This is a genomic window from Leucobacter insecticola (assembly GCF_011382965.1).
GTDB lineage: Bacteria > Actinomycetota > Actinomycetes > Actinomycetales > Microbacteriaceae > Leucobacter > Leucobacter insecticola.
In genome coordinates, this window is record NZ_CP049934.1 from 1,200,312 (window position 1) to 1,227,231 (window position 26,920).

Annotated in this window: 16 protein-coding genes, 3 rRNA genes and 4 pseudogenes; 22 read left to right on the top strand and 1 reads right to left on the bottom strand. The window is 62.3% G+C overall.

Going from position 1 to position 26,920, the window contains the following annotated elements; translation table 11 throughout:
• Positions 1-187: 187 nt before the first annotated feature.
• The 4 genes and pseudogenes from G7067_RS05440 to rrf all read left to right on the top strand — a co-directional run bounded on the left by G7067_RS05440 (position 188) and on the right by rrf (position 7,345).
• A pseudogene (locus G7067_RS05440) lies at positions 188-1,581 on the top strand (pyridoxal phosphate-dependent decarboxylase family protein).
• A 478-nt stretch (positions 1,582-2,059) separates the two neighbouring features.
• Positions 2,060-3,582, top strand: a 16S ribosomal RNA gene (locus G7067_RS05445).
• Between the two features lie 423 nt (positions 3,583-4,005).
• Positions 4,006-7,108, top strand: a 23S ribosomal RNA gene (locus G7067_RS05450).
• Positions 7,109-7,228: 120 nt separating this feature from the next.
• Positions 7,229-7,345 (top strand): 5S ribosomal RNA (rrf, locus tag G7067_RS05455).
• The 16S, 23S and 5S rRNA genes sit together here, the layout of an rRNA operon.
• 142 nt (positions 7,346-7,487) lie before the next feature.
• Here the strand turns inward: rrf and G7067_RS05460 are convergent.
• A complete protein-coding gene (locus G7067_RS05460; protein ID WP_166321095.1) occupies positions 7,488-8,330 on the bottom strand; it encodes a hypothetical protein in 843 nt (280 codons plus the stop codon).
• Positions 8,331-8,366: 36 nt separating this feature from the next.
• Here G7067_RS05460 and G7067_RS05465 point away from each other — a divergent pair, with 36 nt between their 5' ends.
• From G7067_RS05465 to der, 18 genes and pseudogenes are all read left to right on the top strand, one after another.
• Positions 8,367-9,320 carry a hypothetical protein gene (locus G7067_RS05465; RefSeq protein WP_244301280.1) on the top strand — a complete coding sequence of 318 codons (954 nt, stop codon included), beginning with the start codon at positions 8,367-8,369 and terminating at the stop codon, positions 9,318-9,320.
• Positions 9,320-10,351 carry an HAD-IIA family hydrolase gene (locus G7067_RS05470; RefSeq protein WP_166322576.1) on the top strand — a complete coding sequence of 344 codons (1,032 nt, stop codon included), beginning with the start codon at positions 9,320-9,322 and terminating at the stop codon, positions 10,349-10,351. Before G7067_RS05465 ends, G7067_RS05470 begins: the two co-directional genes overlap by 1 nt.
• A 145-nt stretch (positions 10,352-10,496) precedes the next feature.
• A complete protein-coding gene (locus G7067_RS05475; protein ID WP_166322578.1) occupies positions 10,497-10,637 on the top strand; it encodes a hypothetical protein in 141 nt (46 codons plus the stop codon).
• 130 nt (positions 10,638-10,767) lie between these two features.
• Positions 10,768-11,559, top strand: coding sequence for a TlyA family RNA methyltransferase (locus G7067_RS05480; protein ID WP_166325809.1), 792 nt, complete (start codon positions 10,768-10,770; stop codon positions 11,557-11,559).
• A gap of 15 nt (positions 11,560-11,574) precedes the next feature.
• Positions 11,575-12,501, top strand: a complete 927-nt coding sequence (locus G7067_RS05485) for an NAD kinase (RefSeq protein WP_166322580.1) — start codon at positions 11,575-11,577, stop codon at positions 12,499-12,501.
• Entirely contained in the window at positions 12,498-14,180 is a 1,683-nt protein-coding gene (gene recN / locus G7067_RS05490; RefSeq protein ID WP_166322582.1) for a DNA repair protein RecN, read from the top strand. The genes G7067_RS05485 and recN overlap by 4 nt, the downstream gene beginning before the upstream one ends.
• A 143-nt stretch (positions 14,181-14,323) precedes the next feature.
• Positions 14,324-15,610 carry an AI-2E family transporter gene (locus tag G7067_RS05495; protein WP_166322584.1) on the top strand — a complete coding sequence of 429 codons (1,287 nt, stop codon included), beginning with the start codon at positions 14,324-14,326 and terminating at the stop codon, positions 15,608-15,610.
• A gap of 48 nt (positions 15,611-15,658) precedes the next feature.
• Positions 15,659-17,350 (top strand): CTP synthase, encoded by a 1,692-nt coding sequence (locus tag G7067_RS05500; RefSeq protein ID WP_280115763.1) that lies wholly within the window; start codon positions 15,659-15,661, stop codon positions 17,348-17,350.
• Positions 17,340-17,993, top strand: a complete 654-nt coding sequence (locus tag G7067_RS05505; RefSeq protein WP_244301281.1) for an NUDIX domain-containing protein — start codon at positions 17,340-17,342, stop codon at positions 17,991-17,993. The genes G7067_RS05500 and G7067_RS05505 overlap by 11 nt, the downstream gene beginning before the upstream one ends.
• A gap of 13 nt (positions 17,994-18,006) precedes the next feature.
• Entirely contained in the window at positions 18,007-18,960 is a 954-nt protein-coding gene (locus tag G7067_RS05510) for a site-specific tyrosine recombinase XerD (protein WP_244301282.1), read from the top strand.
• Positions 18,961-19,056: 96 nt separating this feature from the next.
• On the top strand, positions 19,057-19,572 hold the full coding sequence (locus G7067_RS05515) for a septum formation family protein (protein ID WP_166322588.1): 516 nt from the start codon (positions 19,057-19,059) through the stop codon (positions 19,570-19,572).
• Between the two features lie 255 nt (positions 19,573-19,827).
• The gene (locus G7067_RS05520) at positions 19,828-20,682 is read left to right on the top strand and encodes a ParA family protein (protein WP_166322590.1); all 855 of its coding nucleotides are present in this window, start codon (positions 19,828-19,830) and stop codon (positions 20,680-20,682) included.
• Between the two features lie 6 nt (positions 20,683-20,688).
• Positions 20,689-21,551 (top strand): annotated as a pseudogene (locus tag G7067_RS05525) (segregation and condensation protein A).
• Positions 21,544-22,200, top strand: a complete 657-nt coding sequence (gene scpB, locus G7067_RS05530; RefSeq protein WP_244301283.1) for an SMC-Scp complex subunit ScpB — start codon at positions 21,544-21,546, stop codon at positions 22,198-22,200. The pseudogene G7067_RS05525 and the gene scpB overlap by 8 nt, the downstream one beginning before the upstream one ends.
• A 52-nt stretch (positions 22,201-22,252) precedes the next feature.
• Positions 22,253-23,032, top strand: a pseudogene (locus G7067_RS05535) (pseudouridine synthase); the annotation flags it as partial.
• 197 nt (positions 23,033-23,229) lie between these two features.
• The gene (locus tag G7067_RS05540; protein WP_166322592.1) at positions 23,230-24,375 is read left to right on the top strand and encodes a prephenate dehydrogenase; all 1,146 of its coding nucleotides are present in this window, start codon (positions 23,230-23,232) and stop codon (positions 24,373-24,375) included.
• Positions 24,360-25,111: pseudogene (gene cmk, locus G7067_RS05545) on the top strand ((d)CMP kinase). The gene G7067_RS05540 and the pseudogene cmk overlap by 16 nt, the downstream one beginning before the upstream one ends.
• A 178-nt stretch (positions 25,112-25,289) precedes the next feature.
• Complete coding sequence (gene der / locus G7067_RS05550; RefSeq protein ID WP_166325821.1) at positions 25,290-26,705, top strand: ribosome biogenesis GTPase Der; 1,416 nt, start codon at positions 25,290-25,292, stop codon at positions 26,703-26,705.
• The last annotated feature ends 215 nt before the right edge of the window (positions 26,706-26,920 follow it).

Sequence of the window (26,920 nt, forward strand, 5' to 3'; positions counted from 1 at the left end):
CACGAGTATGCGGTGACACTTGGCGACATTGGGAAACTGAACCTCCCGTGGCACCATGCGTTCCTTCTGCTCCCGGAATACCTGCCGCGCCAGGCCTCGCCGCAATACTGCTTCGCGGGAGGCGTGTGCGCTTGCTCTGAGCCTCGCAAACGGCGATGATCAGAGCAACGAAGTAAGGAGTTCTGAGATGGCATCAAGCGACACCGCCGAATCGCCCCACACCCGCATGCACTCGGTGTCTGATGAGACCCGTCGCATCGTTGATCAGGTGCTTGATTATTCCAGGCGCAGGATCCTGGCCGATAACACTCCGCTCGACCACGCGGCGACGGCGGCAGAACTGAAGCGGATCGCCGGCGTCACCATCAGCGAAGAGGGATCGGGGCTGCCCGTGCCCTCTCCGTATTCGAGCATGTGCTTGCCCCGGCATGCATCACGACGGATCATCCGCAGTTTCTCTCCTTCATCCCGAGCGCTCCTTCGAAAGCCGCGGTCGCGTTCGACCTGGTGGTGTCCGCGAGCGCGCTCTACGGCGGATCCTGGCTTGAGGGTGCAGGCGTCGTACACGCCGAGAATGAGGTACTGGCCTGGCTCGCCGCGGAGTTTGGCTTGCCGCTCGGCGCGGGTGGAGTGTTCGTGCAGGGCGGCACGATCGGCAACCTGTCGGCCCTGGTCGCTGCGAGAGAACAGGCGCGGGTGCGGCTCGCGGATCGTGACGCACCCTCTGGGCGCTGGGTGATCGTGTGCAGTGCCGAGGCGCACTCCTCGATCGCGGCGGCGGCGCGGGTGATGGATGTTGACGTGGTCGCCGTGCAGGTTGCCGAGGACGGGGTGCTGCGGGGCCCCGAGGTGCGTGCGGCGCTCGAGGAGTACGGTGATCGGGTGATCGCGGTGGTCGCGACGACGGGATCCACTAACTTCGGGATCGTCGACGACGTTGCAGGAATTGCAGCTCTCAAACAGGATCACGACTTCTGGTTGCACATCGATGGCGCCTACGGGCTCACGGCGATGCTGTCACCGCTGACCCGGCACCTCTACGCAGGGGTGGAAGCTGCAGATTCTGTGATCGTGGATCCGCACAAGTGGATGTTCGCGCCCTACGATGCCTGCGCGCTGATCTACCGGGATCCCGAGACCGGGCGCCGGGCGCACACCCAGCATGCCGAATACCTCGACACCCTCACCGAGGCCGACGATTGGAGTCCGTCTGACTACGCGGCGCAGCTGACGCGGCGGCCTCGTGGGTTACCGCTGTGGTTTTCGCTCGCGACGTACGGTGCCACAGCGTATCGAGAGGCGATCGGCCACGCGATTCTGCTCGCCCGCAAGATTGCGGAGGAGATCGAAGCCCGCCCGGGGTTCACGCTGGTGCGGGATCCGCAGCTTTCGGTCGTGGTGTTTGAGCGGGATGGCTGGGAGCGTGAGGACTACAAACGCTGGTCGGATCAGTTGCTTGCGGATCAGCAGGCTTTTGTGGTGCCGAGCTCTTACAGGGGTCGTCCCAACGCGCGGTTCGCGATCATTAGCCCTCTGACCACCTTCGAACAGCTGACCGCGATCCTCGACACGATGGCCTGAGATGCGCGACACGCCCGGGGAGTCGTGCAGCTTGCGGGCACCCCGGGATCCGCGTAATGTAATCCCTTGTCAGCGCGAAGGAGCGGGAAGCGAAAGCGGCCCGCTGATTCGAATGCGCTCAAGACTTGCCTTCACAGCTCGTAAAACCCGGTCGTAAGATCAGGTCAATTTGCAGCGTGACCGACATTGTTTCGGGAGCGATTTGCAGGAGCAAAGCGGGTGTGGTAAGTTAGACAGGTTGCTCTTCGGAAGCCCGGTTGGGTGTGTACGGGGGTGTCTGGTCCTTGAGAACTCAATAGTGTGCACTTGATTGTCAAATGCCAAATTTTATAATCCCGTCCATCCACATTTTGTGTGGGTGAATGGCGATTCCTTTTGGACAAATATATGAATGAACGTCAGTAATTGATGTTTGTTGTTTGTCAGGTTGAACTCGCAGCATTTTCGGCTTATTCCGTCGTGGTGTTGCATGTAATTTTTTACGGAGAGTTTGATCCTGGCTCAGGACGAACGCTGGCGGCGTGCTTAACACATGCAAGTCGAACGATGAAGCCCAGCTTGCTGGGTGGAAGAGTGGCGAACGGGTGAGTAACACGTGAGTAACCTGCCCCTGACTCTGGGATAAGCGCTGGAAACGGCGTCTAATACTGGATATGACCTATCACCGCATGGTGTGTGGGTGGAAAGATTTATCGGTTGGGGATGGACTCGCGGCCTATCAGCTTGTTGGTGAGGTAATGGCTCACCAAGGCGACGACGGGTAGCCGGCCTGAGAGGGTGACCGGCCACACTGGGACTGAGACACGGCCCAGACTCCTACGGGAGGCAGCAGTGGGGAATATTGCACAATGGGCGCAAGCCTGATGCAGCAACGCCGCGTGAGGGATGACGGCCTTCGGGTTGTAAACCTCTTTTAGTAGGGAAGAAGCGAAAGTGACGGTACCTGCAGAAAAAGCACCGGCTAACTACGTGCCAGCAGCCGCGGTAATACGTAGGGTGCAAGCGTTGTCCGGAATTATTGGGCGTAAAGAGCTCGTAGGCGGCTTGTCGCGTCTGCTGTGAAAACCCGGAGCTCAACTCCGGGCCTGCAGTGGGTACGGGCAAGCTAGAGTGCGGTAGGGGAGATTGGAATTCCTGGTGTAGCGGTGGAATGCGCAGATATCAGGAGGAACACCGATGGCGAAGGCAGATCTCTGGGCCGTTACTGACGCTGAGGAGCGAAAGCATGGGGAGCGAACAGGATTAGATACCCTGGTAGTCCATGCCGTAAACGTTGGGAACTAGATGTAGGGCCTGTTCCACGGGTTCTGTGTCGTAGCTAACGCATTAAGTTCCCCGCCTGGGGAGTACGGCCGCAAGGCTAAAACTCAAAGGAATTGACGGGGGCCCGCACAAGCGGCGGAGCATGCGGATTAATTCGATGCAACGCGAAGAACCTTACCAAGGCTTGACATGTAGAAGAACGGGCGAGAGATCGTCAACTCTTTGGACACTTCTATACAGGTGGTGCATGGTTGTCGTCAGCTCGTGTCGTGAGATGTTCGGTTAAGTCCGGCAACGAGCGCAACCCTCGTCCTATGTTGCCAGCACGTTATGGTGGGAACTCATGGGATACTGCCGTGGTCAACACGGAGGAAGGTGGGGATGACGTCAAATCATCATGCCCCTTATGTCTTGGGCTTCACGCATGCTACAATGGCCGATACAAAGGGCTGCGATACCGCGAGGTGGAGCGAATCCCAAAAAGTCGGTCTCAGTTCGGATTGGGGTCTGCAACTCGACCCCATGAAGTCGGAGTCGCTAGTAATCGCAGATCAGCAACGCTGCGGTGAATACGTTCCCGGGCCTTGTACACACCGCCCGTCAAGTCATGAAAGTCGGTAACACCCGAAGCCGGTGGCCTAACCCTTGTGGAGGGAGCTGTCGAAGGTGGGACTGGTAATTAGGACTAAGTCGTAACAAGGTAGCCGTACCGGAAGGTGCGGCTGGATCACCTCCTTTCTAAGGAGCACTCAACCCTTTGGGGTTGCTGAATGGTGTGATCATCACCGAATGTGTGATGCGCATCGCTCATGGGTGGAACATTTGACAAGATAAGTCTTGATTCATTCGTCTGTGTGAGTACGCCGGGCCCTTTGCGGGGTGTGGTTGGAAAATGTGGGCGTGTGAGGTGAGGTTTTACTGAGTGCATACTATTGGGTCCTGAAGGCCCAGCCACCACGCTTTGGTGTGGGGACTGTTTCTTCGGACTCTGTGTCATGGAACGTGTTGTTCATGATGCGGGGATCGACCGTACGTTGAGAACTACACAGTGGACGCGAGCATCTTTCAAGACAGGATAATTTTTTGTCTTGTCTTGAGATACTTAATAATTTCATTGGTCACACACCCTTGTTGGGGTGTGTGTTTCTGATACTTATGTGATTTCAAGTTTATAAGAGCAAACGGTGGATGCCTTGGCATCTGGAGCCGAAGAAGGACGTAGTAATCTGCGATAAGCCTCGGGGAGCCGATAAACGGGCTGTGATTCGAGGATTTCCGAATGGGGAAACCCCGCCAGGGCGCGTGCGTACCTGGTGACTCCCGCCTGAATATATAGGGCGGGTAGAGGGAACGGGGGAAGTGAAACATCTCAGTACCCCAGGAAGAGAAAACAATATGTGATTCCGGTAGTAGTGGCGAGCGAAACCGGATGAGGCTAAACCAGTCATGTGTGATACCCGGCAGGGGTTGCATGGTTGGGGTTGTGGGACATGCCTGGAAGGTCTGCCGGCCTTTCGACGTGAATGTGTAGCTATAGGAGAACTGCTTGGAACGGCAGACCGGAGTGGGTGAGAGTCCCGTATCCGAAATGGTGGCACTGCGTGGTGTGTATCCCAAGTAGCACGGGGCCCGAGAAATCCCGTGTGAATCTGTCAGGACCACCTGATAAGCCTAAATACTCCCAGATGACCGATAGCGGACTAGTACCGTGAGGGAAAGGTGAAAAGTACCCCGGGAGGGGAGTGAAATAGTACCTGAAACCGTTTGCTTACAATCCGTCGGAGCAGCCTTGTAGCTGTGACGGCGTGCCTTTTGAAGAATGAGCCTGCGAGTTAGCGATATGTGGCGAGGTTAACCCGTGTGGGGTAGCCGTAGCGAAAGCGAGTCTGAATAGGGCGATTGAGTCGCATGTCCTAGACCCGAAGCGAAGTGATCTATCCATGGCCAGGTTGAAGCGCGTGTAAGAGCGCGTGGAGGACCGAACCCACTTAGGTTGAAAACTGAGGGGATGAGCTGTGGATAGGGGTGAAAGGCCAATCAAACTTCGTGATAGCTGGTTCTCTCCGAAATGCATTTAGGTGCAGCGTTGCGTGTTTCTTGCCGGAGGTAGAGCTACTGGATGGCCGATGGGCCCTACAAGGTTACTGACGTCAGCTAAACTCCGAATGCCGGTAAGTGAGAGCGCAGCAGTGAGACAGTGGGGGATAAGCTTCATTGTCGAGAGGGAAACAACCCAGATCACCATCTAAGGTCCCAAAGCGCGTGCTAAGTGGAAAAGGATGTGGAGTTGCTGTGACAACCAGGAGGTTGGCTTAGAAGCAGCCACCCTTGAAAGAGTGCGTAATAGCTCACTGGTCAAGTGATTCCGCGCCGACAATGTAACGGGGCTCAAGCACGCCACCGAAGTTGTGGCATTCATATATCAGGTAGGCCTTCGTGGTCCAGCCGTATGGATGGGTAGGAGAGCGTCGTGTGGCGAGTGAAGCGGCGGTGTGAACCAGCCGTGGATGCTACACGAGTGAGAATGCAGGCATGAGTAGCGAAAGACGGGTGAGAAACCCGTCCTCCGGAAGACCAAGGGTTCCAGGGTCAAGCTAATCTTCCCTGGGTAAGTCGGGACCTAAGGCGAGGCCGACAGGCGTAGTCGATGGACAACGGGTTGATATTCCCGTACCGGCGGTAAACCGTCAAAGACCTAACGAGTAGTGCTAAGCAATCCAAGACTTCATGGATCCTTCGGGTGATGTGGGGTGGCGGCTGCGAACCCGGACTCGGGTGGTGAGCGTGAGGTGTGACGCAGGAAGGTAGCCTGTGCCGGGCGATGGTTGTCCCGGTGTAAGTATGTAGCCCGTCGTTTATGAATAGTTTTCGGCTTTGGGTGAGATACGATGCGGACCCGTTAAGGGGAAGCAGGTGATCCTATGCTGCCAAGAAAAGCATCGGCGTGAGGTTTGCTGTTGCCCGTACCCCAAACCGACTCAGGTGGTCAGGTAGAGAATACTCAGGAGATCGAGATAATCATGGTGAAGGAACTCGGCAAAATGCCCCCGTAACTTCGGGAGAAGGGGGGCCATCCACTTATACGGATTTACTCCGGAAAGGGTGTGGTGGCCGCAGAGACCAGTGGGAAGCGACTGTTTACTAAAAACACAGGTCCGTGCTAACACGCAAGTGGACGTATACGGACTGACGCCTGCCCGGTGCTGGAAGGTTAAGAGGAGAGGTCAACCCTTCGGGGTGAAGCTTTGAATTTAAGCCCCAGTAAACGGCGGTGGTAACTATAACCATCCTAAGGTAGCGAAATTCCTTGTCGGGTAAGTTCCGACCTGCACGAATGGCGTAACGACTTCCCAGCTGTCTCCACCGTGAACTCGGCGAAATTGCAGTACGAGTAAAGATGCTCGTTACGCGCAGAAGGACGGAAAGACCCCGTGACCTTTACTACAGCTTGGTATTGGTGTTCGGTGTGGCTTGTGTAGGATAGGTGGGAGACTGTGAAGCATGGACGCTAGTTTGTGTGGAGTCGTTGTTGAAATACCACTCTGGTCATATTGGATATCTAACTACGGACCCTGATCGGGTTCTGGGACAGTGCCTGGTGGGTAGTTTAACTGGGGCGGTTGCCTCCTAAAAAGTAACGGAGGCGCCCAAAGGTTCCCTCAACCTGGTTGGCAATCAGGTGGCGAGTGTAAGTGCACAAGGGAGCTTGACTGTGAGACTGACAGGTCGAGCAGGGACGAAAGTCGGGACTAGTGATCCGGCAGTGGCTTGTGGAAGCGCTGTCGCTCAACGGATAAAAGGTACCTCGGGGATAACAGGCTGATCTTGCCCAAGAGTCCATATCGACGGCATGGTTTGGCACCTCGATGTCGGCTCGTCGCATCCTGGGGCTGGAGTTGGTCCCAAGGGTTGGGCTGTTCGCCCATTAAAGCGGTACGCGAGCTGGGTTTAGAACGTCGTGAGACAGTTCGGTCCCTATCCTCTGCGCGCGTTGGAAATTTGAGAGGATCTGACCCTAGTACGAGAGGACCGGGTTGGACGAACCTCTGGTGTGCCAGTTGTTCTGCCAAGGGCATGGCTGGTTGGCTACGTTCGGGATGGATAACCGCTGAAAGCATCTAAGCGGGAAGCCGGCCTCGAGATGAGATTTCCTTACGACTTGATCGTGTGAAGCTCCCAGTAGATGACTGGGTTGATAGGCCAGATGTGGAAGCGCTGTAAGGTGTGGAGCTGACTGGTACTAATAAGCTGAAGACTTGACTTCACCCCACTTGTAGTGGGGAATGTAAGCATAGATTGTTGTGTAACGATGTATTCGCGTCCACTTTGTGGTTCTTGACGTACGGGCTTTCCGGCCTGTGGGTCGGGGACATGTCAATAGAGTTACGGTGGTTATAGCGTCAGGGAAACGCCCGGTCACATTCCGAACCCGGAAGCTAAGACTGACAGCGCCGATGGTACTGCAAGGGGGACCTTGTGGGAGAGTAGGACACCGCCGGACAACCTTTAGAAAAGGGGTTGTGTAGTAGATACCATTGCTGGTACTTACTGCGCAGCCCCTTTTCGCATTTTACGACCCTTTATCTATACAGCTACAGCTCGGGAGACACCACATGAACGACCGTCCACAGCGGAACGACCGCTCAGAACGCGACCCCCGAGACCGAAACGAGCGAGGAGCGCGGAAGAGTTTTGGCGGCGGCGGACGCGGTGATCGGCCGCAGCGCTCGAATGATCGTTATGATCGCAACGATCGCGCCCAGCGTTACGACCGTGGCGGCAGACGTGGCGGCCAGGACCGCAACGATCGGCCGCAGCGCTCGTACGACCGCGATGATCGGCCGCAGCGCTCGTACGACCGCGATGATCGGCCGCAGCGCTCGTACGACCGCGATGATCGGCCGCAGCGCTCGTACGACCGTAACGATCGACCCCAGCGATCTTACGACCGTAACGATCGAAGCGACAGGCAGAAGCGGTCTTACGACCGTAACGGCCGCCCGCAGCGTGACGATCGCGGCGGTCAGCGAGATGGATACGAATGGAATAACCGCCCACCGCGCTCGTCTGATCGCAATAATCGTAGCGGTGGTTCGGCGCGCTCCTACGATCGCAACGATCGGCCGCAGCGTGAGGACCGCGGCGGTCAGCGCGGCGGGTACGACCGTAGTGATCGGCCTCAGCGCGCTTATGACCGTGACGATCGTCCGAAGCGGTCTTTCGACCGTAACCACGGTAATGACCGTAACGACCGGCCTCAGCGCTCCTTCGATCGTGACGACCGTCCGAAGCGCTCCTTCGACCGCAGCGACCGCAGCGACCGCAGTGATCGGCCGCACCGCGAGGGCGGACGCCCGGAGCGCCGTGACGGAGCACGCAACCGGAGCAGCCAAGCCCCCTACGGTCGCGGCGGCACGCGCGGCGGCGGCCGCAGCGACCGCGGCGGCGCGGCGCGCGAATTCACCGAGGCGGAGCGACTGCAGCACGAACTACGCCCAGTCCGCGCCGAGCATGACGATCCGGTGCTCCCGGAAGAGGTCCAGCCGCGCGATCTGCACCCCGCAGCGCGCAACGAACTGAAGACCCTGCAGGTTGACGTGCAGGAGCGTGTTGCGAGGCACCTCGCGATGGTCGCGTTCCTTATCGACGAGGATCCCGAACTCGCTCACCAGCACGCGCTCTCCGCGAGTCGCCGCGCAGGCAGGATCCCGGTGACTCGCGAAACACTCGCGATCACCGCGTACCGTACGGGCGACTTCGCGCTTGCACTGCGGGAGCTGCGCACCTACCGTCGCCTGAGCGGCCTCGACAACCACGTCGCGTTGATGGTCGACTGCGAGCGCGGTTTGGGGCGCCCTGAAAAGGGCATCGAGACGGGCCTCGCGGCTGACACCTCAGCGCTCGATACGGAGCAGCGTGTGCACCTCGCGATCGCGATGTCTGGCGCACGCCTTGACCTCGGACAGACTCAGCAGGCACTCTTCGAGTTGGAGATCCCGGAACTGAACCCCGCGAAGGCGTTCTCCTGGAGTTCTCATCTGTTTGGTGCCTACTCTGCCGTGCTCGAGGATCTTGGGCGCACGCGGGAGGCCGCCGAGTGGCAGCAGCGTTCTGAGCAAGCCGCAAACGCGGTGCAGGATCACGTCGGCTCCCTCGACGAACTCGAGGTTTTTGAGATCTTCGAGACTGAGCCGGAGGAGGAGCACGCACCCGCTGATGAGGTGACCGATTCGGAACACGAGGATCCTGCGACTCGCGAGCGCTGGCGCGGTGGCGCCAGCGCAGAATTGGGAGAAAGTGATGCTTTCTCCCCCGAAAAATCTGCGCAGGATACCGCCGAAGACTCGGACGCGGCCCAGTCCATCGAAGACGAGGTCGACGAACTTCTCGCCGAAGCAGGCATCGCCGACAGTGTAGATGCCGATACCGTGCCCACCACCACGGAGCAGGACGGTAACGAACGGGAGGCGAAGTAGTGGCGCTCTGGAGCAAGAAGCCGCTGTTTGATCCCTCACCCGTGAGTGGGCGCGAACTGCTGCTCGCTGACCTCGACGGGGTGGTGTATCGAGGCCCGGGAGCGATCCCGGGCGCCGTCGAGCAGTTGAACCGTTCTGAGGTTCCCGTTGGCTACATCACCAACAACGCCTCCCGCACCGACCGCGTCGTGGCCGAACAGCTGCAGAGTCTCGGTCTGCGGGCCGAGCCCGCCGACGTGGTGACCTCGCCACAGGCCGCGGTCGCGCTACTGGCCAAAACGCTTCCCCAGGGCTCCCTCGTGCTGGTCGTTGGCGGCGACGGGCTGACCGACGAACTCGAAAAGGCTGGGTTTCGGTATACGCGGAGCGCAGAGGATTCACCCGCCGCGGTGGTGCAAGGCTTCGATCCCGAGGTTGGATGGAAGGACCTGGCGGAGGCCGCGTTCGCGCTAGCCGAGGTGCCGGGTCAGGATCCGCTGCCCTGGATCGCGACCAACACCGACTGGACGATTCCGGTCGCCCGCGGGCTCGCGCCCGGCAACGGCACGCTCGTTTCGGCAGTGCACACAGCGGTGCAGCGGCTTCCCGTCTTCGCCGGCAAGCCCGAAACTCCGATTTTTGAGGCCGCGTTTGAACGCTTCGGCACGCGAAACGCGCTCATGATTGGTGACCGTCTCGACACCGACATGAAGGGCGCGATCGCCGCGGGGATCCCGTCGCTGCACGTGCTCACCGGGGTGGACCGCCCGAAGCAGCTCGTCGCCGCCTCCCGCGATATGCAGCCCGACTATATCGTCGCCTCGCTCGCCGAACTGCATGAGCCGTATCCCGCCACCGAGACGCTGCGTGATGGCTCGGTGCAGGTTGGCAATGCCAGGGTTCGCATGAATGGCCACATTGCGGTTGTTGTTAACGAGGGTGATTCGCCGATCAATCTACTGCGCGCTGGCTGCGCCGCGATCTGGGCCTCGGGCCTTGCAATCTACGGTCTTGAGGTGCCAGAGATCCTGTACCGGGATCACTGGCGCTGATCCGCCCCGGATCCCGCCCCCGCCATTCGGTGAGTGCCCACCAATCCCTCGAGTGCCCACCAAGCCTGCACGCGGGTAAGGTGGGCACTCGTCGCTAAGGTGGGCGCTCACCGCAGTTGGTAGATTGGATGACTAGGCTGGGAACATGAGCGAAACAGAAGACGGGCTGCTGGGACGGATCGAACTCATCGAAGCGCAGCCGTTGAGCCAGCGGGCCGCGGGTTTCGAGCAGCTGCACGACGAACTCCTTGCCGAGCTGCAACGAGGCGACCACGGTGCAAGCTGAGCAGGATCAAGCTGAGCAGGATCGCGCTGAGCAAGATCAAGCTGAGCAAGATCAAGCCGGGCAGAATCGCGCTGAGCAGAACCGCGCCAAGCAAGCCCTCTGGCAGGGCGAGGCGGAACGGCTCGACCGGGTGCTTCCCGAACTCGGGCTCGCCAGATCACGCAGCCAAGCGGCGGAGTTGATCCACGCGGGGCATGTGCAGCTTGACGGTGCCGTCGCCCCGAAGGCGGGCGTCAAAGTGGGCACCGGATCCCGCATCGCTGTCACACTCAGCGACCACTACGTTGGCCGCGCCGCCCATAAGCTGTTCGCCGCGCTTGACGCCTTCGAGGTTGACCCTGCGCAGCAACAGGCGCTTGACCTTGGTGCCTCGACGGGCGGCTTTACGCAGGTGCTCCTGGAACGCGGCGCGAGTCTGGTGCAGGCGATCGATGTTGGCCACGGCCAGCTCGCAGCTGAACTTCGAGATGACCCCAGGGTGCGCCTGGTCGAGGGCTGCAACGCCCGCGACCTAACGGCGGAGGGGCTGGCAGCAGACACCGGGATCGCGACCCCGCCAAGCCTCGTTGTGGCGGACCTCTCATTCATCTCGCTCAGCCTGATCCTGCCGGCGATTGCCCGGGTCGCGGCTCCTGATGCCAGTGTGATCCTGCTGATCAAGCCACAGTTTGAGGTCGGGCGGGTGCGTGACGGAGTGGTCACCGACCCCCGCCTGCATGCAGAAGCCTTGCGCATTGTGGTGCGTTCCGCCGCCGAGCACGGTTTCGTTGCACGTGCGCTGACCCCGTCTCCCGTTGTTGGGGGACAGGGAAACCGTGAGTTCCTCGGTCATTTCACGCGCGGCCAGGTGGCGGATCCGGCAGAATGGGAGGATCGCATCGAAACGCTCGCTGCTCCGCGCAGTGTGCCGGTGGATTCCTAGGTGAACGGAAGTGGCATGACCAACGCGCAAATCGAGGGTGCACGGAGTATCCTCGTCGTCTCTCACACGCACCGTGACGAGGCAATTGCAGCGACGATCGAGGTGGTGTCGGCGCTGCGAGCGGCCGGGGTCGTGCCTGTTTTTGAGGCTCAGGATCGGATCGAGTTCGGTTCGCACTTCGATACCTCCGTGACCGCCGAACTCGGCCAAGGCGTCAGCGTCGACGAGCTTGAAGTTGCGCTGGTGCTGGGTGGCGATGGCACGATCCTGCGCGCTGCCGAGACGTTGCGCGGTTCGGAGTGCCCGATTGTCGGTGTCAACCTGGGGCACGTCGGGTTTCTTGCTGAGATGGAGAGCTACGATCTCGCCTCCACGATTGATCGGGTGCTCCGCCGCGACTATACGGTCGAGGAACGCCTGACGATCGAGGTGCGCGCTACTCTCGACGGCGAAGTCATCGCGGATACCTGGGCCCTGAATGAGGCGAGCGTTGAGAAGCGCCGCCGTATGCTCGAGGTTGCCGTGGGAGTGGACAACCGCCCGCTGTCTTCCTTTGCCTGCGATGGTGTGGTGCTCGCGACCCCGACGGGGTCGACGGCGTACGCGTTCTCCGCTGGAGGGCCGGTGGTGTGGCCCGGGGTGCAAGCGATGCTGTTGGTGCCGATCGCCGCGCACGCGCTGTTCAATAAGCCGTTGGTCACCGGCCCGGACTCCGAACTCACGGTGCGGATCCTGCCCGAGAATATTGGCCCGGGTGTGCTGTGGTGCGATGGTAGAAGGCGGACGGAGCTTCCAGCCGGTGCCGTCGTAAGTGTGCGCCGGTCCCCGGATTCGGTGCGTCTTGCCCGGCTCAACGAGGCTGTGTTCTCGGATCGACTCGTACGTAAATTCCATCTCCCGGTCGAGGGCTGGCGGGGTGCGCGGAAGGGTGGTGCTGCATGATTGAGGAGCTTCGGATCCGGGATCTCGGAGTCATCGTCGACACGACACTGACGCTTGGCCCGGGCTTCACTGCGATCACAGGTGAGACTGGCGCGGGCAAGACCATGGTGGTGAGCGCGCTCGGCCTGTTGATGGGCGCGCGTTCAGATGCCGGGGCGGTGCGCAGCGGCGCGAGCCAGGCGCGGGTGAGTGGGATCGTGCATACGACCGATCCCGAGGTGGTGGAGATCATCGATGAACTGGGCGGCGATATCGAAGACGGTGAGCTTGTGATGAGCCGCACAGTCAGCGCCGAGGGGCGGAGCCGCGCGAGTGTCGGCGGTGCGACTGCGCCCGTCGGTAGCCTTGCCAGGCTCGCGGATCGACTCTTCGTGGTGCACGGCCAGTCGGAGCAGCTGCGGCTGCGTTCGCTCGCAGCCCAGCGTGACACGCTCGACCGTTTCGGAGGTGATGAGCTTGCCGCGGTGCTGCGCAGCTACGTCGCAACCCACCGGGAACGGCAGGATCTTGCCATACGCGTCGAAGCACTACGGGAGGACCGAGAGGAGCGGGTCGCCGAGGCGGCCCGGCTGCGGGCAGAACTTGATGAGATCGCGGGGGTGGATCCGCAGCCCGGTGAGGAAACGGAACTGAGCGAGCGGATCGAGCTGCTCAGCAACGTGGAAGCGCTGCGGGCGGCGACCTCTGCCGCGCACGAGGCGCTGGCGACCGAGTCTGATGATCCTGCCAGCCGCGATGCCGGCAGCCTCGTTGATGCGGCGGTGCGCGAGCTTGAGCGGGCCGCGGCCTACGACAAACGCCTCGGCGCAGTGCTCGAGACCCTGCGCGGGGTGAGCTTTCAGATCGCGGATGCCGCGACGGAGCTCGCGGCCTATGCCGGGGATCTTGACGAAGAAGGCCCGGGGGAGCTCGCCCGGGCGAACGAGCGCCTTGCCGCGCTGAACACACTCTTCCGCCTGTACGGCGCCGATTCGGCCGAGGTTATTGAGTACTCGGGGCGGGCTGCCGCCAGGCTCACGGATCTCGACGGCGACGATGACCTCATCCGGGAGCTTGACATCGCTCTCGAGGCAGCTCAGGATCGTGAGGCCACGCTCGCCAAGCAACTTTCGGCGCTGCGCCGGGAGGCTGCCGAGAGGCTGTCGGAACTCGTCACCGTTGAACTCCAACAGCTCGCGCTGCCTGACGCGCGCTTTGTTGCGACGGTGAACCCACTTGAGGCGCTGGGCGGATCCGGCGGCGATGAGGTGCAGTTTTTGCTCGCGCCGCACCCCGGGGCCGAGCCGAGGCCGCTCGCGAAGAGCGCATCGGGTGGCGAGCTTTCGCGGGTGATGCTCGCGCTCGAGGTGGTGGTTGCAGGGGTTGATCCTGTGCCAACGTTTGTGTTTGACGAGGTCGATGCGGGGGTCGGTGGTGCCGCGGCGATCGAGATCGGACGGCGCCTTGCCCGGCTCGCGCGCACCTCGCAGGTGATCGTGGTGACCCACCTGGCGCAGGTGGCTGCGTTTGCGAACAATCACGTGCAGGTGGTGAAGGATTCCGCCGGAGGATTCACGCAGAGCAGCAGCCGGGTGCTTGAGGGGGAGGAGCGGCTCGGTGAGATGGCCAGGCTGCTCTCGGGTCTCGCAGACTCCTCGAGTGCGCTCGAACACGCCGCCGAACTGCTCGCGCTGCGCTAGTGCCCTGCGCCTAACGAGAATGCATTATCTCGACGAGAAAGCATTGCCCGTGCGTCGGGAGACTGGCTTCTCGTCGAGATACTGGCTTCTCGTCGAGCGCGTGTGTTCTCGATAGGGAGATGAGACGCTGGTACGCTCCATCCATGATGAAGTTGTGGGGACGGGGCGCGAAACGAGTGAAGCCCGATGCAGCGGCTGGTGCTGAGCCTGGCGCAGACTCCGGCGCCGCAAGAGCCGATTATCTCGACACGCATCCCGACGTTGTGCACGTTGATCTCGAACAGCTCGACTCTGAAACCCGCGCGATGTATCGCGAGGCGCGGGAGGCGCGCGAAGCCGCTGCCGACGCACAGCAGGATCCCGCCAGGACCACGGCGCGTGAGTTCGTAGTGCGCAGCCCCTTCCAGCTTGGCTTTACCATCACACTGGGCGTGCTCGTTGCGCTGCTTTTCGGTTCAATCGTCGGCGAGCTCAGCACCATCATCATGTACGTGGTGGCCGCACTTTTCGTGGCACTGGGGCTCGATCCGGTAGTTCGCTGGCTCGAACGAAAAGGCCTGAAGCGCCCGCTTGGGATCGGCATTGTGTTTGGCGGCTTTGTGCTCGTCATCGGCGGCTTGCTCGGGATCATCATCCCGATGATCGCCACTCAGATCACTCAGCTGGTGGACAAGGCGCCGACCCTCTTTCGCGACGTCACGAACCAGCAGTGGTTTGAAGATCTGAACCAGAACTTCGGCAAGTTTATCGACTTCGATGGGCTCCTGAAGATGGGCCAGGATCTGGTGAGCGATCCCCAAAACTGGGCCCAGTTCGCCGGCGGGGTGTGGCAGGCGGGTATCGGTATCGCCAACGGTCTGACCTCGGCACTTATCGTGCTGATCCTGACGCTCTACTTCCTGGCGTCGTTGCAAGCGATTAAGCGCGCTTTCTACTCGCTTGTGCCGAAGTCTGGCCGCTCAAAGGTGATGGATATTACCGAGCAGGTCACCAAGTCCGTCGGTGGCTACATCAGCGGCATGGTGACCCTCGCGTTTATCAATGCCGTGCTCGGTTTTGTCATGATGACGATCGTCGGGGTGCCGTTTGCGGGCCTCGTTGCGGTGGGGGTGTTCTTCCTCGCGCTGATCCCGCTCATCGGGTCGGTGGTGGCGACGGTGCTCGTGACCGTTGTTGCCCTCTTTGACTCGCCGACGACGGCGCTCATCGCGGCGATCTACTACCTCATTTACATGCAACTCGAGTCGTATCTGCTCACCCCCCGCGTGATGAGTCGAGTGGTGTCGGTGCCTGGCTCGCTCGTAGTGATTGGCGCACTCGCGGGCGGTACGCTGCTTGGCCTGCTCGGGGCGCTGATCTCGATCCCGGTGACGGCGATGGTGCTGATGATCATCAAACAGGTGTGGGTACCCCGGCAAGAGATGAGATAAGCACATATTCCGTACGCTACCCCGATACAACTGATAGGATCGAAGCCCGTGGGAGTACACAATAGCGCTGACCAGGCAGGCATCACCAAACACATCTTTGTGACTGGGGGTGTTGTCTCCTCGCTCGGCAAGGGTCTTACCGCTGCAAGTCTCGGAAATCTTCTGACTGCGCGCGGTTTGCGGGTCGTGATGCAGAAGCTCGATCCCTATCTCAACGTCGATCCTGGGACGATGAATCCGTTCCAGCACGGCGAGGTGTTCGTCACCGACGACGGCGCAGAAACTGATCTCGACATCGGGCACTACGAGCGATTCCTCGGCATCAATCTGTCGCAGGCGGCGAACGTCACGACCGGGCAAATCTACTCGACGGTGATTGCCAAAGAGCGCCGCGGTGAGTACCTTGGCGACACCGTGCAGGTGATCCCGCACATCACTAACGAGATCAAGCGCCGCATGCGGCTGCAGGCCTCCGAATCCCCGCAGCCAGACGTCATCATCACCGAGGTCGGCGGCACCGTGGGTGACATCGAATCGCAGCCGTTTCTTGAGGCGGCCCGCCAGGTGCGCCACGAACTCGGCCGCCAGAACGTGTTCTTTGTGCACGTTTCACTGGTGCCATTCATGGGCGCCTCTGGGGAACAAAAGACGAAGCCGACGCAGCACTCTGTTGCCGCGCTGCGTTCCATCGGGATCCAACCCGACGCTCTCGTGCTTCGCAGCGATCGACCGGTCACGAGCGACAACCTGCGCAAAATTGCCCTCATGTGTGATGTCGCTGAGGACGCCGTGGTGAACGCGATCGACGTGAAGAGTATCTATGATCTGCCGAAGCTGCTGAGCGATCAGGGACTTGACCAGACGATCGTCGACGAGCTGCGTCTCGACAAGGCGACCCCGGTCGACTGGTCCGGCTGGCAGCCGGTGCTCGACGCCGTTCACCAGCCGAAGGGTGAGGTCACCCTTGCGCTCGTCGGCAAATACATCGATCTTCCCGACGCGTACCTCTCGGTTACCGAGGCGCTGCGGGCTGGCGGCTTCGCGCACTCGACCAAGGTCAACCTGAAGTGGGTCGCGTCTGACGACTGCGAGACGCCCGAGGGCGCACTCGAAGCGCTGGGAGACGTTAACGGCATCTGCGTGCCCGGCGGTTTTGGCGTGCGCGGCATCGAAGGCAAGCTCGGCGCGCTGCGCTTTGCTCGTGAGAACGGGATCCCGACCCTGGGTCTCTGCCTTGGGTTGCAGTGCATGGTCATCGAGTACGCGCGAAACGTTGCGGGTCTTGACGGCGCTTCTTCGACCGAGTTTGATCCGGAAACGGCGGTGCCGGTCATCGCGACAATGGCGGAACAGGTCGACATTATCGAGGGCGGCGACCTGGGCGGCACCATGCGACTCGGGCTCTACGAGGCGGATCTGGCCGAGGGATCCCTCGCAGCGAAGCTCTACGGATCCAATACTTCGCGCGAACGCCATCGCCACCGCTACGAGGTGAACAACCGCTTCCGCGAGCATATTGGCGAGGCCGGCCTGTGGTTCTCAGGTACGAGCCCTGACGGCCAGCTTGTGGAGTACGTTGAGCTGCCGCAGACTGCGCACCCCTTCTATATCGCGACCCAGGCTCACCCCGAGCTGCGTTCGCGCCCGGGCCGCCCCCACCCGCTCTTCGCGGGGCTTGTGGAGGCCGCCATCGACCGCCGCGAGGCTACCCGCCTCTTCGAGGTTGAGAGTGACAACTAGCCCGCTCGCAGACGACCCAGCCGAGGTGCGCATCCTGAGTAGCGAGCTGCTGGTGCGCGGCCACGTCTGGGATGTGCGCCGTGACAGCTTCGAATTCGGTGGTGGCGAGGATTGCGCCGTGCTCTCGCGTGACTACATCGATCACACGGGTGCGGTGGCGGTGCTCGCTATCGACGAGCAGGGCCGAGTTTTGCTCGTGCAGCAGTATCGGCATCCCGTCGCGCACCGCGACTGGGAGATTCCTGCCGGCTTAATGGATGCTCCCGGCGAATCAGGGCTCGCGACCGCTCAGCGCGAGCTTGCCGAAGAAGCGGACCTCCAAGCGGGGCGCTGGGATCTGCTGCTTGATCTTTTCCTGTCCCCGGGCGCTACGAGTGAAGCGATGCGGATCTTCCTCGCGCGCGATCTGCGGCCGGTGGAGCATGGTTTCGTGCGCGAGGGCGAAGAAGCCGAAATGGTGCCCGTTTGGGTGCCACTCGACGAAGCGGTGGAGGCAGCCCTCGCCGGCCGGATCCAGAATGCGGTCACAGTCAGTGCGGTGCTCGCCGCGCGGGTCGCCCAGGCTGAAGGGTGGCAGGCTCTCCGCGATCCCGAGCTGCCGTGGACGACTCGCGAAGCGTCGCGGGGTGAACGCTCCAAGTGACGGCGGGTCTCTAGTGGCAACCAACGCGATCCAGGGCTCCGAGAGATATCTGCGCCACGTTGCACTCGAACTCGGGCTTTCGGCGAACAGCCAGGCCGCGTACCGCCGTGATCTCACCGCCTATTCCGAGTGGCTTGAAGCGCGCGGGGTGATCGACCTTGAGAACGTGGCGCCGGATACTCTCGCGGCGTATGTCGCCGACCTCGCTGCTCAGGATCTCGCCCCCGCCTCGATCACCCGCAGGCTGTCGACGGTGCGGGGGATGCACCGCTTTCTCTTCGAAGAGGGGCTACTCGAAACGAATGCGGGAAGCGGCGTACGCACTCCGAAGCGGGCGCAGCGGCTCCCGAAGGCGCTGCCCGTTGAAGAGGTCGAGGCGTTGCTCGCGGCCGTCGGTGGCGACGAACCGGTAGCGCTGCGGGATCGCGCGCTCCTCGAACTGCTCTACGCGAGTGGGGCGCGGGTGAGCGAGGTGGCCGCCCTCGACGTTGATGACGTGATCGCGGCTCCCCACCACGGTGATACCTGGGGGGATCCGGAGCGGGCGCTATCTGACGGCGGCTTCCTGCGGGTCACGGGCAAAGGATCGAAGCAGCGGATCGTGCCGTACGGCAGCTATGCGGGGAAGGCGCTCGCCGCCTACCTGGTGCGGGCACGCCCGGCGATGGTGGCGAGGGGGGTGGGTACGCCAGCGCTGTTCGTGGGACCTCGCGGAGCGCGGATGTCGCGGCAGAGCGCGTGGCTTGTGATCCGCGCCGCGGCCGAGCGCGCTGGGATTCAGGTCGAGGTCTCGCCGCACACCCTCCGCCACTCCTTCGCGACGCACCTGCTTGCCGGGGGAGCTGACGTGCGGACGGTGCAGGAGATGCTCGGCCACGCCTCCGTCACGACCACGCAGATTTACACTCAGGTCACCGCGGATACACTGCGCGAACACTATCTCGACGCGCACCCGCGAGCCAAATAATCACACAGCGTATTCCCTCAATTTGCCCACCATGAACTGAGGGTTTTATGCTAAATGCGGGGAGACTTTGCTACGTTGTCCCGAAAGGAAACTATTTTGTCATCTCGCTCCATCCGGCTTGTTGCCGCGCCCATTCTTGCTGCGGCTCTTGCGTTCTCTATGAGCAGCTGCTCGGTCCTCGATTCCGTGTTCGGGACCCCTTCCGCGCCGGTGCGCGATTCTCAGACAGGTGAGATCACCGAGGGCAACGATAAAGCGGATGTTTTCGCGCTGCGCGTGGGCGACTGCATGAATGAGAGTACGGGATCGACGGAGGTTTCCTCGGTCCCAACAGTGCCCTGCGCTGAGGCACATGATGAGGAGATCTACCATTCATTCATGATGAAGGACGGAGATTTTCCCGGTGATTCCGCTATCACCGCTGAGTCTGAGAAGGTCTGCACGCCTGAGTTCGAATCCTTCATTGGTATCTCGTACGATGAGTCTACGCTTGACTGGTATCCGTTCACCCCGACCGCTGGGTCCTGGGGAGAAGGTGACCGCGAGGTTCTCTGTGTTGCATGGGATCCCGCGGGCAAAGTGACCGGCAGCCTGAAGGGCGCTGCACGCTAGTGTCCTGCGCCGTAAGTTGCTTTGCATAGACCGGTGCTTCCGTGGATGCAGCGCGAGGCGGAGGAATGAGGCGATGCCGTCTGCATCGTCGAATGACGACAACGACGCGCTGCGCCGCGGGAGTGACGGGATATGTGAAGCGAATTTACGGCGCAGGACACTAGATCGCGCGCTGGCCCCGCACGCTTCGCTCTTCGCGATAGGATGAAGCGCTAGGAACCGTGCGGGACCAGCACCACCGCGAAAGGGGCCGCAATGGCGAAGAATCAGGTTGCACTCGGACCAACTGGGCGACCCGACCTGGTGATTCCTGCCCCGCAAAAGCTCAGCCAACACGGCCCGGCCCGCATCATCGCGATGTGCAACCAGAAGGGCGGGGTCGGCAAGACCACCACCACGATCAACTTGGGGGCGGCCCTCGCCCGCTACGGTCGGCGCGTACTGATCGTGGATTTTGATCCGCAGGGTGCCGCGACCGCCGGTCTCGGGGTGCAGGCGCACGACGTGCCCACCATCTACGACCTCATGCTCAGCAAAGTGAAGGATCCCCGCGAGGTGATCCAGCACACTGACACCAATCACCTTGATGTGATCCCCGCAAACATTGATCTCTCGGCCGCCGAGGTGCATCTCGTGACCGAGGTTGCGCGCGAGCAGATCCTCGCCGGGGTGCTCCGCAAGATCTCCTCCGAGTACGACGTGATCCTGATCGATTGCCAGCCCTCGCTGGGCTTGCTGACAGTGAATGCGTTGACCGCGAGCCACGGCGTACTGATCCCGCTCGCCTGCGAATTCTTCGCGCTGCGAGGCGTGGCCCTCTTGATCGAGACGATCGAGAAGGTGAAGGATCGCCTGAACCCGCAAATCGAACTCGATGGCATCATCGCTACGATGTACGACGCGCGCACGCTGCACGCCCGCGAGGTGCTGGAGCGCGTTGTCGACACCTTCGACGACAAGGTGTTCGACACGGTGATCGCACGCACCGTAAAGCTTCCTGATGCCTCGGTTGCCGCCAAGTCCATCCTCGATTACGCCCCCACGAACCCGGCTTCGGAGGCATATCTGAAGCTCGCGCGCGAAGTGGTACAGCGCGGCGTTGTCGCCTAACTCGCTATGAACGCGCCGGGTCCGGATCCTGAGCCGGTCGCGCAAGGCGCGCCTGGAGAACTAGCTGCGCCCGAAAACGAGGAGAGTGACGCGTTTCGCGTGTCGCTCGAGGTCTTTGACGGCCCTTTCGACCTGTTGCTCAACCTCATCGGCAAGCACGAGCTCGACATCACCGAGATTTCGCTGAGTCTGGTCACCGACGAATTCATTGCGTACCTCGCTGCATTCGAGGGGAAGGGATCGCCCAGCTTGATCGGGCCTCGGAATTCTTGGTCGTTGCCGCCACGCTACTCGACCTGAAAATCGCGAGCCTGCTGCCGCAGGGCGAGGTGGTCGATGCCGAAGACATCGCACTGCTCGAAGCTCGTGACCTGCTGTTTGCGCGGCTCCTGCAGTACCGGGCTTTCAAGCAGGCCAGCGTGTGGTTTCGGCAACAACTGGAATCGGAGGGCGCGCGCCACCCCCGTCTGGTGCCGCTTGACGCGAAGTATCGCGAGCGGACGCCCGAACTCGTCTGGACGCTCTCCGCTGACGACTTCGCGGCCATAGCAATGTTGGCGTTCGCACCGCGAGAGATCCCGACGGTGGGACTCGACCACTTGCACGCGCCACTCGTCTCGATTCGTGAGCAGGCCGCGATTGTGGTGTCAACGCTCCGGACCGGGGGAGTACGGCGCTTTCGCGAACTGATCGCAGGGGTCACCGAGCGCGGCGTGATCGTCGCGAGGTTCCTCGCGATTCTGGAGCTGTATCGGCGGGCCGCTGTGAGCTTCGAACAGGCTGAACCATTGGGAGAATTGAGCGTGCAATGGGTCGGCCAGAGCTGGTCAGACGACGAACTCGCGACACTGGGGAGTGACTATGACTGAAATGTCCGTGGCTGAAGTAGACAGCGCCGTATCGGTGGAAGACGTCGACGGTGAAGCTGATTCCGAAGCGAGCGAGCTTGTCCGCGTCCGCGAGGCTCATACGCTCGCCCAACAGCTGGAAGCGCTGCTCATTGTCGCAGACGAGCCGCTTAGCGTTGTGGCGCTCGCGACCGCGACCGACCGGCCGGTGCGCGAGGTGCGCGCGGCGATCAATGCCCTCGTCGCTGATTTTGATGGTGTCGGATCCGGATCTCCGCGCGGGTTCGAACTGCGCGAGGTCGCTGGCGGCTACCGCTTTTATGTGCGTGAAAGTCTGGACCCGCTCGTCGCCGACTTCGTGCAGCAGCAGACTCCTTCGAAGCTTTCGCAGGCCGCGCTCGAAACTCTCGCGGTGATCGCGTACCGGCAGCCGATCTCCCGCGGCGCGATCGCATCGATTCGCGCGGTCAACGTTGACTCGGTGGTGCGTACGCTGCTCGGACGCGGGTTGATCACCGAAGTCGGGCACGATCCCGAAACAACCGCCACACTCTATGGCACTTCCGACACGCTGCTGGGGCATCTTGGAATCAGCGATGTATCGGAGTTGCCGCCAATTGCACCCTTGCTCGACGACGGATCGGAGGGCTTTGATCATGAACAGTTCTAAAGACGGCTTCGGGGGATCGTTCTCCGTTGATGGCGAGAACGTTGAGGTAGACATGGCCGCCTACGGGTGGCATCGGGAAGTGTCAGAAACCACGCCCGTCTTCAACGACGACGGCCGCGTCCGCCTGCAGAAGGCCCTCGCTACCGCGGGTGTCGCTTCGCGTCGCGCCTGCGAAACGCTCATCACGAGCGGGCGGGTCGAGGTCAACGGGAAGGTACAGCGGGAGCTCGGATCCCGCATCAACCCCGACACCGACACCGTGCGTGTCGACGGCGTCGTCGTGCAGATGGACGTCTCGAAGCGCTACTTTGTGCTCAATAAGCCGCGCGGCGTGGTCTCTACCATGCACGACGAAGACGGCAGGCCCGACCTCCGCGAGTTCACGGAGCAGGTCGAAGACCGGCTGTACAACGTGGGCCGGCTCGACACCGATACGAGCGGGCTGCTGATCCTCACAAACGACGGCGAGCTCGCGCACAAGCTTGCGCACCCGAGTTTCGGTGTACAGAAAACCTATGTCGCGAAGGTGCGCGGGCGAATGACCCCCCAGACTATTCAGCGCCTGCGTGACGGGGTGGAGCTGAAAGACGGGCCGATCCGGGTGGATCGCGCGAAGCTCCTGCCCGGCGGCGCCGGCGCGAGCCATTCGCTGATCGAGGTCACGCTGCACTCGGGCCGCAACCGTATCGTCCGCCGCATGCTGGCAGAGGTGGGTCACCCCGTCGAGGAGCTCGTGCGGCGCCAGTTCGGCCCGCTGAATCTCGGCACACTGCGCGTGGGTGAAATGCGCGAGTTGTCTCCGGGCGAGCGCGGGGCGCTGCTTTCGGCTGCCGATGATGGCGGGGCAGGCGGGTCAGGCGGCGCTGCCGGTGAGAGCGGGCAGGATCCCGCGCGGGATCGCGGCTCGGCAAGTCGTGGACGCGTCCCCGTCACCGGCGGCAGGCCCGGCGACGGCAAAGGCGCCCGCGGCATGCGCGGGATCGCCGCCAAGGGAAACCCGCACAACGGCAGAGGAAAGAACGGATCACGATGAGCGCGGCAGGAAGCCAGTTTCTCAAGGCCCAGGGCAGCGCCCTTGAAGAAAGCAGTAGCGCTCTCACCGCGCGCGTCCGCGGCACCGTCCACGTCATCGGCGCGGGACTGCTCGGCGCGAGCGTAGGGCTCGGGCTCCGCGATCGCGGCGTCGATGTCACCCTCGAGGATCAGTCGCCGACAACGGTGGCGCTCGCCGCAGACTACGGCGCCGGGCGGCTCCGCACGGCGCAGGATCCCGAACCATCCCTCGTTGTGGTCGCGACCCCGCCCGACGTCACCGCCGATGTGGTGGCGCGGGCGCTCGCCTCGTACCCCAGCGCGGTCGTCACCGACGTGGCGAGCGTGAAGCTGGCGCCCTACCTCGAGCTGCAGCGGCGCGGCCTCGACCTCACCAACTATGTTGGCTCGCATCCGATGGCAGGGCGCGAGCGCGGGGGTGCGATCATGGCCCGCGCCGACCTCTTTGTCGCCCGACCCTGGGTGATCTGCCGCGATCACGAAACCCCCGCCGAGGCGCTTGCGCTCGTGGAATCAGTGGCGCTTGACCTTGGCGCCACCCTTCTCGAAATGACCCCCGAGGAGCACGACCGCTCGGTTGGTCTCGTATCGCATCTGCCCCAGGTGGTGTCGAGCCTGCTCGCCGCACGACTTCTCTCCGCGACCGAGCAGGCGATTGGACTCGCGGGCGGGGGGCTCCGCGACACGACGCGGATCGCGTCGAGCGATCCCGAGCTGTGGGTGCAGATCCTCGGGGCGAACCGTGAACCCGTCGTCGAGTTGCTTGATGCCTTCGCGCAAGACCTTGCCAGCTTCACCGACGCGCTGCGTGATCCCGCGCAAACAGGGGCGCGGCGGCGCATTGCTGATTTGCTCTCCTCGGGGAATAGCGGCGTTGCCAGGATCCCGGGCAAACACGGCTCCTCGGAGCGATTCAGCACAATTCAGGTGCTGATTGACGATACTCCGGGCCAATTGGGGCGTCTGCTCACCGATCTTGGAGAACTGGGCATTAACATGGAAGATCTGCGCTTGGAACACTCTCCTGGCGCGCAGATAGGTTTCGCGGAGATCGCGGTGCTGCCCGAGGTCGCTGAACGCGCCGTGACCGATCTCGTCGAACTCGGATGGAGAACGCTATGAGCGAGGCTGTGAGTGCTGTCGCTGACTCTGCTGCGCCGATCCTGGTTGCGATCGACGGTCCCGCGGGGAGCGGCAAATCGAGCGTGTCGCGGGCGGTGGCTGAGCGGCTCGGCTTCGGGATCCTCGACACGGGGCCGCGTACCGCGCGCTAGCGTGGGCCGCGCGAGAGACCGGTGCCGACCTCGACAGCGAGCCCGCGATCCTCGACGTCGTGGCCGGCTGGAAGTATTCGAGCACGCTGCGAGGGGCACCCGCCATCGGTGTGCTCCTTGCGCAGGAACGCGGCTACGCGACGTATGACGTGACGGAAGAGATCCGCGATCCCGAGATCAGCGGGCAGGTATCCCGAGTGTCGAAGCACCCGGTGGTGCGGGAGCGATTGAACGAGATGTTTCGTCGGATCGTCGCAGAGTCAGGGCTGCCTGGCGTGGTGATCGAGGGGCGCGACATCACGACCGTGGTTGCGCCCGACGCGCCGGTGCGGATCCTGATGACGGCCTCACCCGAGGTGCGGGCCGCGCGCCGTGCCGGTGAACTTGCAGGCGCGGATCGCGCGCAGGTGCTCGCGGACATTACGGCGCGCGACGCGAAGGACGCGCTCGTCGTTGACTTCATGAATCCCGCGCCAGGGGTGACGCTCGTCGACACGAGTGAGCTAGATTTCGAGCAGTCGGTACGGGCTGTGGTTGATGTTGTTGAGGCGGCGCAATCCGCTGCCGCGGAAGAGAGCGTGTGATGACCAAAGAGAACCTAAGCCCGAGAGCGAACCAGAGGTGTTCGATGTCGCGGAAGGGTACGGCGCGGCCGAGACGGTCAGCGGACTCGACTACGACGAGCGTGAGGTGATCGTCGGCGAGGGATTCGATCCAGACGGTGCCGGTATCGAAGTGACAGAGGAAGAGCGCCTGCGCGCGATGCGTTCAAACCTCGAAGGCTTTGAGCTTGAAGACGAGGACCTCGTCATCCTCGGCGACGACGGGGAGTTCTTGGGCTTCGCGGAGCCGTCCTCGGAGGCGCTGCCGGTGGTCGCGATCGTGGGACGCCCGAATGTGGGCAAGTCGGCGCTTGTGAACCGGATCCTGGGTCGCCGCGAGGCCGTGGTCGAGGATGTGCCCGGGGTCACCCGTGACCGTGTGACGTACCCGGCGGATTGGAACGGTAAGCGGTTCTCACTCGTTGATACGGGTGGCTGGGAGCCCGACGCGCGCGGAATCGACGCGTCGGTGGCGCTGCAGGCCGAGGTGGCGATCGAGCTGTGTGACGTCGTGATGTTTGTGGTCGACTCCCGGGTCGGGCCGACGGCAACCGATGAGCGCGTGGTGCAGATGCTGCGCCGCACGAACAAGCCTGTGTTCCTCGTTGCGAACAAGGTGGATGACGCTGTGCTCGAACCCGAGGTGGCGCAGCTGTGGTCGCTCGGCCTCGGCGAACCGTACTCGGTTTCGGCGCTGCACGGGCGCGGCGTCGCCGACCTGCTCGACGACGTGCTGAAGGTGCTTCCGGACGAGTCCGCCGTGGCGCAGCCGAAGCTGTTGGGGCCGCGCCGGGTCGCGATCCTGGGCCGCCCGAACGTCGGCAAGTCGAGCCTGCTGAACAAGGCGGCGGGGGAGGAGCGGGTCGTGGTGAACGATCTCGCTGGCACCACCCGTGATCCCGTCGATGAGCAGGTCGAGATTGCCGGGCGGGTGTGGACCTTCGTCGACACTGCCGGAATTCGGCGTCGTGTGCACCTGCAGAAGGGTGCCGACTTCTACGCCTCACTGCGCACCACTGCGGCGCTTGAGAAGGCTGAAGTCGCGGTGGTGATCCTCGACGTCACGGAATCGATCAGCGATCAGGATCTGCGCATCATCGATCTCGTGCTCGAGTCCGGGCGTGCGCTGGTGTTGGCGTTCAACAAGTGGGATCTGCTCGATGATGATCGCAGGCGCTACCTTGAGCGGGAGATCGAGCAGGATCTTGCCCACGTCGCCTGGGCGCCGCGCGTGAATATTTCTGCGCGCACTGGACGTCACCTGGAGAAGCTCGTGCCCGCGCTGGAAACGGCGCTTGACTCGTGGGATACGCGCATTCCGACCGGCAAGTTCAACGGGTTCCTCGCCGAGTTGGTGCAGGAGTACCCGCACCCGCTGCGCGGTGGCAAGCAGCCGCGCATCCTGTTTGGGACGCAGGTGCAGAATCGCCCGCCGACGTTTGTGCTCTTCACTTCCGGGTTCCTGGATCCCGGCTACCGTCGCTTCATTACGCGTCGCCTCCGCGAGAACTACGGTTTCGAAGGCACCCCCATCGTGCTGAACATGCGCATCCGTGAGAAGCGTCAGCGTCGCTGACGCTTCTCCTTGGAGGCCATTTCTGGCCTCCAAGAGGATGCGGCGCGCGGCTCTGCCCGCGCGCTGAGCACGGCGTAGCCGTTCTCTCTGGTTCCCCGCGAGAAGCGCCCCACCTGTCATCCTGCGTTCGCGCAGCGAATCGCAGGATCCTCGCGCTCAACCTTCACGCGGCTCTTTTCGTCGAGGTTGCATTCCACCGTCGAGGTTGCAGTTCC